The organism is Stenotrophomonas sp. YJH_SMC_19 (assembly GCF_059367915.1).
The window spans coordinates 304,147-318,175 of sequence record NZ_JCAFRI010000002.1 but is presented as its reverse complement, the minus strand read 5'-3'; the positions used below and the strand labels follow the sequence as shown (position 1 = coordinate 318,175).

At 61.5% G+C, this 14,029-nt stretch carries 12 protein-coding genes; 7 read left to right on the top strand and 5 right to left on the bottom strand.

Annotation, left to right across the window (positions count from 1 at the left end; all coding sequences use genetic code 11):
* Nucleotides 1-447: 447 nt before the first annotated feature.
* The 3 genes from AC5P5R_RS04020 to AC5P5R_RS04010 all read right to left on the bottom strand — a co-directional run bounded on the left by AC5P5R_RS04020 (nucleotide 448) and on the right by AC5P5R_RS04010 (nucleotide 3,439).
* A complete protein-coding gene (locus tag AC5P5R_RS04020) occupies nucleotides 448-1,476 on the bottom strand; it encodes a hypothetical protein (RefSeq protein WP_049402763.1) in 1,029 nt (342 codons plus the stop codon).
* 234 nt (nucleotides 1,477-1,710) lie between these two features.
* Nucleotides 1,711-2,316, bottom strand: coding sequence for a hypothetical protein (locus AC5P5R_RS04015; protein ID WP_033836002.1), 606 nt, complete (start codon nucleotides 2,314-2,316; stop codon nucleotides 1,711-1,713).
* 148 nt (nucleotides 2,317-2,464) lie between these two features.
* A complete protein-coding gene (locus AC5P5R_RS04010) occupies nucleotides 2,465-3,439 on the bottom strand; it encodes a DNA-binding protein (RefSeq protein WP_049402764.1) in 975 nt (324 codons plus the stop codon).
* A gap of 104 nt (nucleotides 3,440-3,543) precedes the next feature.
* Between AC5P5R_RS04010 and AC5P5R_RS04005 the strand changes: the two genes are divergently transcribed.
* A complete protein-coding gene (locus AC5P5R_RS04005) occupies nucleotides 3,544-4,620 on the top strand; it encodes a site-specific integrase (RefSeq protein ID WP_049401586.1) in 1,077 nt (358 codons plus the stop codon).
* Nucleotides 4,621-4,721: 101 nt separating this feature from the next.
* Complete coding sequence (locus tag AC5P5R_RS04000; RefSeq protein ID WP_049402765.1) at nucleotides 4,722-6,686, top strand: AAA family ATPase; 1,965 nt, start codon at nucleotides 4,722-4,724, stop codon at nucleotides 6,684-6,686.
* Between the two features lie 168 nt (nucleotides 6,687-6,854).
* On the opposite strand, the gene AC5P5R_RS03995 is transcribed toward AC5P5R_RS04000, so the two are convergent.
* On the bottom strand, nucleotides 6,855-7,556 hold the full coding sequence (locus tag AC5P5R_RS03995) for an adenylate/guanylate cyclase domain-containing protein (protein ID WP_024956864.1): 702 nt from the start codon (nucleotides 7,554-7,556) through the stop codon (nucleotides 6,855-6,857).
* 2 nt (nucleotides 7,557-7,558) lie between these two features.
* A complete protein-coding gene (locus AC5P5R_RS03990; RefSeq protein WP_088428977.1) occupies nucleotides 7,559-8,479 on the bottom strand; it encodes a TIR domain-containing protein in 921 nt (306 codons plus the stop codon).
* A 133-nt stretch (nucleotides 8,480-8,612) separates the two neighbouring features.
* On the opposite strand from AC5P5R_RS03990, the gene AC5P5R_RS03985 reads away from it, so the two are divergent.
* The 5 genes from AC5P5R_RS03985 (at nucleotide 8,613) to AC5P5R_RS03965 (ending at nucleotide 13,689) form a co-directional block, all read left to right on the top strand.
* Nucleotides 8,613-10,145 carry an adenylate/guanylate cyclase domain-containing protein gene (locus AC5P5R_RS03985; RefSeq protein ID WP_043033494.1) on the top strand — a complete coding sequence of 511 codons (1,533 nt, stop codon included), beginning with the start codon at nucleotides 8,613-8,615 and terminating at the stop codon, nucleotides 10,143-10,145.
* On the top strand, nucleotides 10,142-11,020 hold the full coding sequence (locus AC5P5R_RS03980) for an E2 domain-containing protein (protein WP_353949944.1): 879 nt from the start codon (nucleotides 10,142-10,144) through the stop codon (nucleotides 11,018-11,020). Before AC5P5R_RS03985 ends, AC5P5R_RS03980 begins: the two co-directional genes overlap by 4 nt.
* Nucleotides 10,965-11,489: a Pycsar system effector family protein gene (locus AC5P5R_RS03975; protein ID WP_464816522.1), complete on the top strand. Its 525-nt coding sequence runs from the start codon at nucleotides 10,965-10,967 to the stop codon at nucleotides 11,487-11,489. The genes AC5P5R_RS03980 and AC5P5R_RS03975 overlap by 56 nt, the downstream gene beginning before the upstream one ends.
* Nucleotides 11,490-12,405: 916 nt before the next feature.
* The gene (locus AC5P5R_RS03970) at nucleotides 12,406-12,645 is read left to right on the top strand and encodes a hypothetical protein (RefSeq protein ID WP_126412177.1); all 240 of its coding nucleotides are present in this window, start codon (nucleotides 12,406-12,408) and stop codon (nucleotides 12,643-12,645) included.
* Nucleotides 12,646-13,365: 720 nt separating this feature from the next.
* On the top strand, nucleotides 13,366-13,689 hold the full coding sequence (locus AC5P5R_RS03965; protein WP_024956858.1) for a hypothetical protein: 324 nt from the start codon (nucleotides 13,366-13,368) through the stop codon (nucleotides 13,687-13,689).
* The last annotated feature ends 340 nt before the right edge of the window (nucleotides 13,690-14,029 follow it).

Genomic DNA, 14,029 nt, shown 5'->3' with positions numbered 1-14,029 from the left:
CGCCCAAGGCATTGCTACTTGAAGGATGGGCAGCCATTGGCAAGCCACCAGCAGGCTACCGTCCTTCGTCGCCCCATGCGCACCGTCACGCAGTTCGAGCAGGGCATCCGGCCCGGGTTAGTCGTCCATCCCGCTGCAGACGATCAGGTCGAAACGACCCGTCGGCCACTCCTGCAGTTTCTGGGCGCAGGCCGCCGGAAGCGATAGAACGTTGAGTGTCGGTCCGAGGGCTGGCGCACCTCGTAGCCGCTGCCTCGATATCCCCCCGAGAACCGCTGGCCGAACGCAAGCGTCAGCGCCTCCACGCTCAGCACCACGTTCCAGATCCTTCGTGGCCCCACTTGCCGCTTCGCTTCCTGCGTTACGACGGCCAGCGCAACGGCCCCGATGACCGCGGACTGGTACCGGAGTTCAGGCACCACTCGCCGAGCTCCCGCGCGCCTGCGATCAGACGAAGACCTCATCGAGCAGGTCCCGCAGCGCGCCGTTCAGCCTCGGGTCGCCCTGTCCCTGCAAGGACAGGTACAGCGACAACGGGTCCACGACGGTGCCCGCGCCACCCAGGCGGGTGGAGTACGCCCAATGCTGCACGTCTGCATAGCCCTCGCCGGCCACGGGAAACCATTCCGGCTCCGGATGCCGACGGAAGCAGTCTCGTCCGATCGCAGCGATCGGACGCGATGGCGCCGCCAGTTCGGTGAGAACGGACAGGCCGGTTTCTCCCGCAGCACGACAATGATCGGCCAGCAGCATGTCCAAGCCACTTTTGCCGATGCAAGTGGTGCGCAGCACCGGCGAGCGCAGCCGCGGCAGCGCGACCGCCCACAAGGAGCGGCGCGCTTTCAAGAACCGTAGCTTCGTCTCCCGCCCCTCGCGCTGGGCGCTGACGAGGTTAGCCGCCACCAGTTCACGGGCGACCCGCGAGGCAGTCATGCGTGAGTAGCCTGCCTCGCGCGCCAGGTCGAGCGGCACCCACGGGACGCTGCCAGGGATGCCGCGCTCCTCCAAGTCGGGCCGCAACAGGGCCGCGATCAGAACCGCTTGTGCCGGATGGCTCAACCGCTCCCCAGCGGATGTGAGCACCCTTGGAGACGAATCGCGCTCGCGTAAGCTCATCAGGAAGCTCGGAGCGAACAGTTGGCTACCAGGCACAACGAAATCCACCCGAGACTCGATGAGCTTGGAGCGAATGTAGGGCGAAACGCCGGAGAGCACGAGAATGACCCTCAAGCCGGCCTTTTCCGCCAATCGATGCACCTGCGCGATCAGCCGCAAAGGTGGCAACGGTTCCGTCTGCGCCGGGACGGTGGCCAGCAGCACCCTGTGGCCGAGCAGGTCAAGCTCGGCCAGGCCGAATAGGGTGGCGAGGAAGTGGGGTAAGCCGCGCGTCTTGGAGCTGGGCCAGGGCTCGAGCTCACCGACCATGTCGGGTAGTAGACCCTGAAGATAGCGGGCTGCGGCGTCGAGGTCGTTCATAGCAGCGAATGTAACGGAGGTTCTTTACCGTAACAAGGCGCGGTGACAGTGAAACTGCTCTGTTACAGTCCAGTGCACCAGGCCCCTGCTACATCGCCAGGCGAGTTCCCCCGTTCAGACGCCAGCTACTCCCTCCGACTCCGCACGATTTGCCGGATAGCCCTCGGCAGTGGATTACTAGAGAGAGGTTTGTGACTATTACCGCGTAGTTGTAACGAACAGCATTTGCATGGGCTATTCATTAGGCAGCACGATTGTGTCGTAGTTGAAGTCTCGAGGCCGCTGACCGGTTGCCTTGATTGCTTCTTCGACGGCTCTATCGAGCATGAGCAGGTACTTTTTAACGATCTCGCTCCCCCGCCCCTTTTTCATCTCTTCTTTTCTCAGAAAGAGTTCCTGGATCTCCTTAAGTGCACTCACAGCCGTTGCTGATTGCTGCAGCGCAATCGCCAAGGATCGGTTCGGCACGTCAACATAGTTGACTGAATCGAAAGCCTTATGAAGCTGGGTCAGATGCGCCAAGATCAGCCGGGGGCCGCCGAATCCTCCCTCGAACTGCGCCAGCATCAGTGTCGCTGGAAATCGCGCATAGGAAATCAGCTCTATGAGGGACTGTGTGACCTCCCGTCTCCTGACTCTGGCGTGCCAAAGGGGGATCAGTCCCGCGGCGATGATGGCTGCGATGCTGCCGATCGCTTGCACCCACGCCGGCCAGTCAAGCGCTAACGTGGCGGATTTGGGACTCGGCTTGCTCATGAGTGCCCAAGTCAAGACGGCTCCTGCGGCAAAGGTCATCACAGCGACCACCGCCCAATCTCTGTCAGTTCTTCCCTGCTTCATGGCGTTCCTCCTCCGGCGTGCTGGTTTCTACCGTTCGTACGGGGCCTGTCGCGCCGTGCTCTCGGGCGCGGTCGAGGATGAACTTTGGGGGGGGCGTGTACGTCCTCCAAGTCTTTCGGGGAAAGAAGCCTTGATCGAATGGATGGCCTCAAGTCTTAGATTTCCTGCTATTGGGTTCTTGTGTCGGCTCGCCCACTCTTCTGGGCGCGGTGCGGCGTGGCTTGCTTTGCCTGCTTGGCGTTGCCGTGTTCGCTCTCCCTTGTCGGAGTGCCTCGGTAACTTGCCGAGTGGTTTCCTTCAGTGACGTCAGCTGCGCCTCCAAGCCATCAGCCCGCGCGTTCACGCCTTCCAGTCGGCGCAATGCCTGTTGCTCGCGGTTGGCAGCAGCAATGGCTTGTTGCTCGCTCTCTCGCAATGAGGTGGCCAAGGCCATGCGCTCCCGCCCCCACTCCTGCTCGGCTGACCGCAACGCCTGGCGATGCCGGTCAACCTCCGTATGGGCACGATCCTCCACTGCCCTGACGTGCGCCTGGAGCGCCCTCCTCTCTTCTTCGTGAGCGGCCGCGGCCTCGCCCAGACTGCGGCGTACGGCATCCAGTTCCTGCTCGAGTCGCTCCGCCCGTCCATAGGCTCCATCGCGTTGGCGCAGCAGGTCTTGTACTTGTGCCGTCATCTGGGAGACCTGTGCCGCCAACTGCTCCGCGGTGGTGGCGGCGGCCTGAGTCTGGACCTGAGCCTCCCTTTCGCGCTTCTGGCTGGCCTCAATCGCCAGCGTCAGGGCCACCCGGTCCTCCTCCAGCAGGCGCTCGCGTTCCTCCAGTGCGTGCCTGGTCGACTCCAGCTGGGTCTGAGCGAGCTCGCCGGCATCCTGCAGCGCGGCCTGCCACAAACGCTGGCTCAGGTGAGCTACCCGCTCTGGGATGCCTGGAACCGCCGCCTCAATGGCGCGCTGGCGCAGGCGAAAGCCTACGGTCTGCCACCAGGTCTCCAGCCAACGCGTGACGGTGTTGGGCGAGCCGGTGCCCAAGTGGGCTCGGATTCGCTCGACGGTGGGACGTTCGCCGGCGGCGATGATGTCGTCCGCTGCCTGGTGCACATCCAGTTCGCTGATGCCCTTGGCCATTGGGTGTCCTTCTGCGGAACGGTGAGAATTGGCAGGCCATGTCTGATAAGGCATATTTATCAGATGTAGCTCAACCTAATCATAGTGCACAATACATAGTACATATGAATAATATCACTGCTGCGTCAGGGGAACTCGTTTCGGGGCTGGTTCCGGAGCGGCTGGCCACTTCCGCCGCAGAAGCGGTGCGAGACATCCTGCAGGAGGCCGAAGCGCCTAACACCATTCGCAGCTACGCCGGCGCCCTGCGCTATTGGGCGGGCTGGTTCGAAGGGCGCTATGGCAGGCCCATCGCCCTACCCGTCCCCCCGGCGGCAGTGGTTCAGTTCATCGTGGATCACATGGGGCGCTCAGGCGATTTGGGGCTTCGTTGGGATCTGCCTGCAGACTTGGATAGTGCCTTGGTGCATGCGGGCCTGAAGAAGAAGCCTGGGCCGCTGGCGTTCTCCAGCCTGGTCCACCGGGTGGCGGTCTTGTCGGCGGCCCACAAGCAGGCCCGCCAAGACAACCCTTGCGAGGATCGCGCCGTGAGGACCCTACTGTCCAAGGGGCGCAGGGCTTCTCACAAACGAGGCGAGCGCCCGGCCAAGAAGACCGCGCTGTCAGCCGCAGATCTGCGCGCAATGGCGGCCACCTGCGACACCTCGCTCAAGGGGAAGCGCGATCGCGCCCTGCTCTACTTTGCCTTTGCTAGCGGCGGGCGCCGCCGCAGCGAAGTCGCCGAGGCGACGGTGAATCACCTCACCCGACTGCCCGAAGGCGGCTACACCTATCGCTTGGATCACGGAAAAACCTTGCAGTCCGGGCCAGTGGTTGGCAGCAGCCCCGACAAGCCCATCCTGGGAGAGGCAGCCACCGCACTGCAGGACTGGCTGGACATGGCCGAGATTACCGACGGCCCCCTGTTCCGGCGCGTCTGGCCACGGTCATTGGGCGGCGCGCTCAGCGGCAAGGCGGTCGCCGCCATCGTTAAGGACCGGGCGCGGTTGGCCGGTCTGGACGGGGACTTTGCCGGCCACAGCCTGCGCTCGGGCTTTGTTACCGAAGGTGCGCGGCGTGGGGTGGCCCTGCCGGCGCTGATGGCGATGACCGATCACCGCTCCGTGGCCAGCGTGATCGGATATTTCCAGCAGGGCGGCGTCGGCAGCAACCCCGCCGCGCGCCTGATGGATGAGGACTGAGCCTCCGGCCCGAGCGGCCAGCAGTGCGCGTTGAATGTGCCCCGCTCGGGCCCTATCCTGCACAAGACGCGCACCATCCACGGCAGGAATCAGGGGGCAGCATGAAGCTAGTCAAGGCACGGATCCGAAACTTCCGTTCTGCAGAGGATTCCGGAACGTTCGATGTCGGAGAGCTGACCTGCTTGGTCGGTAAGAACGAGGCGGGCAAGACTGCAATTCTGACGGCGTTGTTTGGTACCCGTCCCATCGCCGACCAGTTTGCTTACGACACGGTGCACGATTACCCCCGCCGCTTCCTCACGCGGTATGAGGAACGCCACGACGACGAACCCGCACCGGTTGCCACCCTGACCTGGGAGCTCAGCCACGAAGACCAAAAGGCGGTCGCCGACGTCCTGGGTGCCGGCGCGTTAAGTAGTACGACCGTTGACGTAACGACAGATTACAGTGGCCACAGCACTTGGAGCATTCACGTCGATCCCAACGTGGTGCGCGCGTTTCTGCTCGACCAGCACGGTGTGGCAGGCGAGGAGCGGGAGAAGTTTTCCAAGATATTGCTGGATCGACTCGTGGTCGAGATAGATGCGCACCCCGAGCCGTCTGACCAATTGCAGGCGGTCAAGCGGTCCATCAGCGGCTTCCGCAAGGGGAAACCAGTGCTGGCGGCCATCGATATCCTGCAGAAAAGGATGCCGGCGTTCTTCTATACCTCTCACTTTGATCGCATGTCCGGGGAGATATCGCTGGACAAGCTGTCTCGTGACACCCAAAGCGGCGCGACGATCTCCCCGGGTGACCAGATTTTCCTCGACTTCCTCGAGTACGCCGGGACGTCGGTCAGCGAATTGCAGTCCAGCACACGCCTGGAAGAGCTCAACGCACGTTGCCAAGCCGCCTCCAATGAAATTACCGATGAGATCTTCGAGTTTTGGAGTCAGAACGACGCGCTCAGTGTAGAGATAGCGCTTGCCCAAGGCCTCTCCGAGGATCCCGCCCCCTTCAATAGCGGGACTGTTGCCAAAATCCGCATTCGGAATGACAACCACAAGGTTTCGGTGCCCCTGTCTGAGCGCAGCGCCGGATTCGTCTGGTTCTTCTCCTTCCTGTCGCAGTTCAAGCAGATGCGAAAGAGGAACCCCGGTGCGATCATCCTTCTGGATGAGCCTGGATTGACGCTACATGGAAAGGCGCAAGCTGATCTGCTCCGCTACATCATTGAGCGTCTACTCCCCGACCCCCAGGTCATCTACAGCACCCACTCGCCCTTTATGGTGCCGGCCGATCGTCTTGCGGACGTTCGCGTCGTCGAGGACGTTGTCACCTACGACCAGCGTCGCCGCCCCACCGTTAAGGGCACACAGGTCTCCGCGGACGTCCTGAGCGTCGATCAGGACACGCTGTTCCCCCTTCAGGCCCATCTCGGTTACGAGGTTACCCAAAGCCTGTTTGTGGGAGCGCATACCCTGTTGGTCGAAGGACCTTCGGATGTGCTCTATCTTCAGGCGGCATCGCACGCGCTCAAGCAACGCAAGCGCCAAGGCTTGGACAGCCGGTGGGTGATCTGCCCCACAGGCGGCATAGACAAAGTGCAATCGTTCGCCTCGCTCTTCTCTGGCAAGGGCATCCACATGGTCGCCTTGTGTGACTACGGCAATGGCGATAAAGGCAAGGTGCAGCGGCTGAGGGAGTCTCAGATCATGAAGACTTCCGGCGTCTTGGTAGCCACGGATTTCACCGGAAAGGCGGAGAGCGACATTGAGGACTTCTTCGCACCCGCCGTCTTCGCCGACATCCTCAACGGTGCCTACGGTCTGAAGGGAAAAGGGCAAATTTCCGCCCGGCAGTTCAGCCAAGACGGTGCCCTGACGCGCCAGGTCAAACAGGCCGAAGCACTGTTTAATGTCATGGGGGCTTCCGTTCCGCCCCTGGATCATTTCACTCCCGCCAACTGGCTCATCCAGAATCAGCACGTGCTGGCCGCGGAAACTACGGCCATCAATGAAACGCTGGAGCGCTTTGAGAAGGCCTTCGCTGAGATCAATGCGGCGCTAGGGGCCGGTGCGTAGATGAACCTCTGCCAGAGCTCCGCAATGGCAGCGGGTTCCTCTCCCGGCGCGCACTCATCGGAGGGCAGGACTCGGCTGCCTGACTCCCGCGCCATGAAATCGGCCTCTAACAGTGCGCCCTTTCCCTGCCATGCTGGCCCTGCGAATGCCGGGTCCGCAGAGGGCGCTTTAGACGCGCCAAGCCCAGTCTGATCCGTGAATGCGGCGACCACCCTGCCGGTTCCAGCGGAACGCCTCCCACATCAGAGTCGGCGGCGTTCCACCGTACTTCAACTCATCAGCCAACCGGATGAACACCTCATCGGTAATCCAGGTTGACGGGGCAAGGTCCAGGTCCGTGAGCTTGGCCGCATGATTGGCCGCGCGTCCAACCCAGACGATGTCGTTGCCGCCTCGAATACCCGTGCGAGCAGCTCGGATTGGGCTGCTGTCGATTCCGACGACATGCCTCACGGTACCTGTCCAGTCGGGGTACTGCTGTTTCAACGCTGGCATGACGATCATCTTGACCGCATAGTTGATTTTCAACCCGGCCTTAGCCGCCGGCGTGGCTTGCCGGTCACCCACCCAGATGCCCATGACACGATCTCCGTCGTAGGAGGTGATCTTGCCGCCCTCTTTCCTGATGATCGTCGCTGCACAGTGCAGGAACGCTTTGTAGATCTCTGCACTCAACTGCCAGGCTTCGGTGTCGACCATATTCGTTGAGCCGTTCAGGTCCGCGTACAAAACAGTGGCACGATCAAACTCCACTGCGTCATTGCCCAATCGCAGATCTTCTGGATCGGGTACAACTTGACCTCTCCGTGTAGACCATCGGGTTTGTGCTATCGCCTGCACGGCGGCCGTCATCTCTTCCAGCAGTGCCACCGTCAGTCCCTCGGCCCAGCTTCGAGAATGCGGGAGCGAATTTGTTCGCATGCCGGTGCAATCAAAGCCCGGGCGTCCGGGCCAGGGGTGTATCGGTAGGGGACGGTCGTGAGCCCCGTGAGATCACTGGGAAGCTTCAGCTTGTCTTCGCGCGGCTCCATCAAGAAGGCGCGCCGACGCCCCAGGAATCCAATGAACATACCCAGTTCAAAGACGACGTTGTCGCGCATGACAGGCCACTCGTCACCGCGGCTGATGACCATGTCATCCGCGTGGGCCACGGCAATGGCAAAGTCTGCCTGTTCCAGCTGGCGCTCGAGCTCGTCAAGTGTGTAGTTGGCGGCGCGGAACACCCCGTGGTCCCATACCACCGTCAGGAACGGGTCGTGCTCGAAGTGCTGTACCAGCAACCGCGTGACAGGGAGCGCCTCCACCGACGACATCACAAAGACCCGGACCTGTCCGCGAGGTTGGGTAATCATGTGATTGCGCTCTTTTAGACGGCGCGAAAGGGTCGCGGCCAGCCGCCGCCAGATGACGGGGTGTGAATCCGCAATCCTGCTGAAATCGATTTCCGGCACCTTTAGCACTACGGTCGGCTCGCGTGCAGTAACAGTTGCCGCCCGCAGTTGCGCCGGTTCGATGGCTGCCATTTCGCCGACGTGGTCCCCAGCCCTTCGGGTATTAACCACTTTGCCGTTGACCAGCACGTCCACGGAGCCGGAGACAATGAAGAAAACGTCGGTCTCTGGGGCGCCCTGAGTGATAAAGGCCTGCCCTGTCCCCACGTCGAGCAATTCCCCGGCCTGTGCCAGCTGGGCTGCGGCCGCGTCCAAGCCGGCCAGCAGGCGGAACTCAGCCAAGGCGGCGATCAGTCGCCTGCCATCATCCGCCGCGAGGCGCTCGACGATCCCAGTCCCCATACTGCCCCCTTGAAAGTGTGAACTGGGTCCCAATATACGCCCAAAGGAGCTGGAATGAATCCGGCTGCCAGCCACGCCGTAGGCGACGCGACCCGCCCGGCCTGGCCTCCTCTTGGGCGCAGGGAGTAGCACGATGGGACACAGCTGGAAAAAAGATCGCACCAAGAAGCGCATTGCCACCCGTTACGCCGAAGTCCGCGACGTGGACATCCGCGATTACAAGCGGGAAACCTCGCTGGTGGATATTCCAGTCAATCGCGCCTATCGCGTCCAAGGGGCGCATGTCTACATCGACATCGTCAATCTGGCGGACATGCTTAGCTGCACTGACATCGAAGGCGAAACCTGCCACAAGCGGGCCCTTCGATTCCTGAATCAGCACTACCGCGCCGTCCATCGCATCCTCGTTGAAAGTGATGCCATCCGTGTGGACTTTCACAACCAGCGGCTGCATGCGGTTGTGACCAAGCCGTACGGCGATGCCAACGAACGCGCCCGGATCGAGCGCGCGGTTGCGATCGCCCAGCTCGCCATCGATGTGCTGGCTGAAACGGGCGACTCGGACGCGCACATCCCCAATGCCCAGGTTCGTGTCGGCATTGACAGCGGGATGGCGTTGGCCGTCAACAATGGTCGTCGCGCCAGCCGAGAACCTCTTTTCTTAGGCTCCCCAGCCAATCAGGCGGCCAAGTGTGCCGGGCATGGAGGGGCTGAAGGCATCTACCTGACGCACGGCGCACGTGCCGTGCTTGAACTGCCTACCTTGACCGGCAACAAGGACCGCACCACTTCGCTGACCGATGCTCAGATTTCCGCATGCGTCGAGGCCGCTGCACTCGGCATTTCCAAGTCGCGCATCATCGAACTCTGGAAAGATGAACAGGCCGAGCTCCCTATCGGCGAATTCAAGTTCAGTCGACCGACGCCTCCGCTTTCTGATCTGGACTTCTCCCTGCTCAGCGCGGCGAACTCAAGGCGATTTGATGGCGTTTCGATCTATGCCGACATTGACGGATTCACCGACTTCGTGGACAAGCACTTAGAGGAGGATCCCGAACATCTGGTTCGAACACTGCACGTATTGCGCTCTGAGCTGGATGCGGTCGTACACGAGGATTTTGGAGGGCGTCGTGTCCGTTTTATTGGCGACTGCCTTCATGGGGTGCTGCTGGAGGGCACGTCACAGACGACAGATGCGCAGGACACGGTCAGCACCGCTGCCCAGTGCGCGGGTGCATTGCGCAGCAGTTTCTCCACTGCCCTGGAGCAACTGAGCGCCGAAGGCGCGGAAGTGGCAGAGCTGGGATTGGCCATTGGCTTCGAACTTGGCCCCCTTGCCATTTCCCGCCTGGGCATGAAGGGGAGCCTTCTGCGGTGTGCCACGGGGCGAGCGGTGTTGGAATCTGAAGCCCAACAACGACTCTGCGACGGTGTGGAGACGGCCATTGGTGAAAATGCCTACAAGGCCGCCAGCGCCGCGATACGGACCGTCTTTACCGACAAGCGAAAGGCGGCGAACCTAGACTATGCCGCAGCGGTGGAGGAACTCGCCGCATCCGGGGACCGCGTGGCGAAGGCAACACTGGAGGCACACTACGCTGAAGTGGCACCCGCAGTGGCTCCTGCGCTCGCGCAGCCGATCCGTCCTCATGTGGCCGCGACGTGACGCCAAGGCCTTTGGAGCTGCTGCAGCGCGTGGCACCGGACTACGGTGCCACGTTGATCGTAGACCCTGTCGGGGGGCTGGTTGGGATCACAGTGGTTCGGGCCGGCGGAGCCGAGTACGCATTTAGATTGCTCGTCTCCGTTGCAGGCGAGCACGTCTCAGTGCGCGAGATCGCCGACCCCGGCATGCTGCCGGGGTTCTGTCCCGATCGGCATATCAACGGTGACCGTAGCTTCTGCCTCGGCTGGGGAGAAGACAATCCGAGCCGGATCCAAGACGAAGCAGCAGCGAGGCATTGGTGGGCCACGGTCTACCAGTACCTGACCTACCAGATCGGCGCGAACGCCCGCCGGGTCTTTCCTGGAGCGGAGAACGGCCGCGCGCACGGTCGTGCTGCGCAGCATCAGGCCAATGCTGAGCAGGCAGCCGAACGACTGGGTCCGGCATTCAAGGCAGATGTGCTCGCGGGGCAGTTCATGGTCCGCAAGGATTCGCGCCCTCAGAAGCGGAGGCTCGAGCTCTGGCACGGCAAACTACTCCTTGCTCGGGTGTCGACGCGCACTGAAACCTTGGTCGGGAGACCCCCAGTCTGCCCATGTGGCCGCGATCCTGACGGTGCGATCACTGCATGTGGCGACCACGCTGCGGCCCTGGTCACTTTCATCTTGGAACAGCACCGATGTGCGCTGGCCGACACAGCTTTCCTTGAGGATTGTGCGGCTGCAGGAGCGCGCTGCTGCGGAACGCTGGACATCTGCGGTCTTCGATCTGCCATCAAACGAACACAAACCGTATCCCTCAAGACAGAGAACTCACCCCGTGCAAGAACCTCAAAATTCTGGCGGCCACCCGCCAAATCAAAGCGACCGCGTTAGTGCCGCTTGGCAGCAGCTGAATTTGGTCTTGGGCTTCTTCTCCCGTGTAGACACAAAACTCTCGGTCGGCCTGGGTATCAACCTGGGCATGCTTGCCATGATCGCGACGCGGCTGCCGAAACTTGATGAACTAACGGCCCTGATCTCGGTTGCGGGCGTTTTGTTCCTTACACCGCTTACTGTTAGCTTCTGGCACCTGTGGTACGGATATTTTCCGGAACTGCGAGGCGGGTCAAATTCGCTCATCTTCTTTGAACGGGTGTCGAGCATGGCCGAGCACGAGTTCTTGCAGAAGTGCGCGGAGCGTACGCTGATGGAGTTCGAGGAAGACCTCCTGGGTCAATGTTGGCGCAATTCCAAGATTCTCTCGTCAAAATTCAGCTGTTTGAAGTACGCGTACATTGCCACTGTTCTGGCAATCGCCCCATGGATGGCACTCATCGTTGTGCTGCCTCCGCCGGCAAAGTGACACACAAGTGGCTTCTGCTCATCCAGTTGTTGAGCCGGAGCCCCGGGCAGCGCTGACAGGGCCGGGCCTTCCGGCCCAAGTCGGCCCAAGGTGAGAAACGGTGCTGGCCATTGCCGGAGTTTGGCCATCGGCTATCACACGCACGTCGCAGTTAGCTCCCTTTCGGAAGGGGATGCCAGCCTAGACGTGCAGCAAACTCACGACGATAGACGGTGTCAATCTGGGGCGGGGCTCGCCGGACGTACTCTTCTGCGAGCGTCGCAGTTTGCCCTGAGAGGCTTGCGAGGTAGGCAACTGCTTCTTCCACTGATGGGACGCGTTGATTTTCCCCGTTGAACTTCGGTGGCAGCGCCGTCCATAGCACAGTGGTAATCCCGCGAGCAGCGGCCCAGTCAGCGAGCCCAGGAATACTCGCCGGTGCTGGACAGCCATGTGTCCAGACCCCCAAGTGTCGCTCCATGTTCTTTGAGGGAATGGCTTCCCGCTCACGCAAGGCTCGCTTGGCGTCGCCCTCGTCGTCGGTACCAGCCTCAACCCAGAAGGAGGTGACAGCAGACGCGGCCGCATGCATGACCAACGTAAGCCGTCCATTGCCGGATTGCCTTAAAAACTCTACGCAAACCGTTGGCCCGTCTGCCAGCCACTGTCCACGAACCGGTAGACCGTCGGGTTGCCATACCAGCGACCCCCAACCAAGATAGGCAATCATCTTGAGCCTCTACTCGACTGCGACAGCCGTGCCGCCCACCACAAGCGGCTCATTTCGTAATCGGTCGAGCCTTTAGTCTCTGCGCTCACCATCCTGGATGCCTCCTCGTCTCAACAAGACTCTGTATTGATAGCGCTACCGCGCCATCTGCCGCGATGTTGCGCTGCAGGGTCCGACGCCGGGCGAGAAGAAGCGCGAAGACGGAGCATGCTGCTGATTGCGGACTACCCGCAAGAGCGGGTGACGCATGCCTGGGAGATAGTCGAACCCGCTGTCTTCAAGCTCAAGTACGAGGCGGGAGAGAACCTCATGCTGCAGGAGCAAGCGGCGTCGCGACGATGCAATCCGAACACCCCGGCACCCTGTGAAAGGAAGCACGAAATGGCTGAAGTACCAGAACAGCTCTTCGGCAATAAGCTGGATGGGACTATCCTGCCCCACCAGTAGCAGGCAATCGTGCAGTGCACGCCCCAAGGCAAAGCAGTCATGCCGTCTGCCCTGCTCATGGGCGACCCTCAACATCACCACTAGTGCCGCCAGGCTATCCAGAGTGCCCAGCCCGCACAAGCCCTCGGTGATCTCTCGTAACCGACGGTCTCGGCGGACAAACATGCCGGCTCGCAAGCTCGCTCCGCTGAACACTTCCAGTTGCACAGGTGCACTGAGCGACATGAGTATTGATTCTCCACAACCGCCAAGTGCCTCGTGGACATTCAGAGCGGCCCAGACCGGTGAACATAGAACCATGCGGGAGCCGGGATAGCGCGCCTCGGCTGCTGCCTGCGTCGCCTGGGACGGGACGTGTTCCGCATGGGCATATTTCACCCACACATTGGAGTGGCAGCCGGGACGCTCCGGGGATATCGACTGTCCGAGCGCGTATGCGCTGGATAGGCCCATTCGGCTTCGCAAGCATTCAAACCACAATCCGACACTGAGTGATCGCAGGCAGTACGGCACGGCTCGGTTGGCGGGAAGTATGCTCGTGCTTGCACGCATGCGGGCAAGTCGCGCCTCGCCGTAAAAGGGTATCTCTTTGAGCGCCATGGCCGTGCCCCTCCCCATTCACCTTTGATGGGTAACGAAACGCGAGTTTGTTACTCCTTCCACCATCCGTATTAGAGGGGCAGAATCAGGAGGACACAAGCGACGGGGTGTGACCACGCCATGACGGAGCGGACCAACGAATCAATCCTGGCCCCGGAACGCCGTGAGATCGAAAGAGAATTGACCTTTCATTTCGGGCCTCTCATCGGCTATGAAAACTTGCCGCGAGCTCTTGGCTATCGCTCCAGCCACGCGCTCCGCCAAGCAGAGGCACGCGGAACCTTGCCCGTGAAGATATTCAAAGTGCCCGGCCGCCGCGGCAAATTTGCCTTTGCGATGGACATCGCCGACTGGATGGTTGGGCTGAGGGCCGCAATCAGTCCGCCGGCAGTATCTGGCACCCCGCAAGATGAAGCGGCTGCTCTGAAGCCCAACCAGGAATGACGCCCCACAACCCAAACTCAAGGGGCCGGGCTTGTAGCGTTTCAAGAACAGACTCAAGACGTCCCCGAAGATGCGCTCGCCGAGCGCCGAGGAGAGTACCAAGAGCCGGAAACTAACATCTCCGAACCCTGGAAATGACTTGCCCCCGTTGGCGCGGGGGCAAGTGACATCTGTTGGAGCAGATGGTGGTGAAACTCAGCCTGTACCCTGAGGCTCACCCTTTTCCTTGACAAAGTCAAGCGACTTCCCGTTCGCGCGGAGGGGTGCGCCCATTTCCTCCCCATCTCATATGGCGGAGGCGAACCTGAATGGGCACCTTGTTCCAATCTCGAGACCGGGC

Bases quoted from the DNA above. Each gene is read 5' to 3' on its own strand.
- AC5P5R_RS04020 (WP_049402763.1), bottom strand. From the start codon at position 1,476: ATGAACGACCTCGACGCCGCAGCCCGCTATCTTCAGGGTCTACTACCC.
- AC5P5R_RS04015 (WP_033836002.1), bottom strand. From the start codon at position 2,316: ATGAAGCAGGGAAGAACTGACAGAGATTGGGCGGTGGTCGCTGTGATG.
- AC5P5R_RS04010 (WP_049402764.1), bottom strand. From the start codon at position 3,439: ATGGCCAAGGGCATCAGCGAACTGGATGTGCACCAGGCAGCGGACGAC.
- AC5P5R_RS04005 (WP_049401586.1), top strand. From the start codon at position 3,544: ATGAATAATATCACTGCTGCGTCAGGGGAACTCGTTTCGGGGCTGGTT.
- AC5P5R_RS04000 (WP_049402765.1), top strand. From the start codon at position 4,722: ATGAAGCTAGTCAAGGCACGGATCCGAAACTTCCGTTCTGCAGAGGAT.
- AC5P5R_RS03990 (WP_088428977.1), bottom strand. From the start codon at position 8,479: ATGGGGACTGGGATCGTCGAGCGCCTCGCGGCGGATGATGGCAGGCGA.
- AC5P5R_RS03985 (WP_043033494.1), top strand. From the start codon at position 8,613: ATGGGACACAGCTGGAAAAAAGATCGCACCAAGAAGCGCATTGCCACC.
- AC5P5R_RS03970 (WP_126412177.1), top strand. From the start codon at position 12,406: ATGCTGCTGATTGCGGACTACCCGCAAGAGCGGGTGACGCATGCCTGG.
- AC5P5R_RS03965 (WP_024956858.1), top strand. From the start codon at position 13,366: ATGACGGAGCGGACCAACGAATCAATCCTGGCCCCGGAACGCCGTGAG.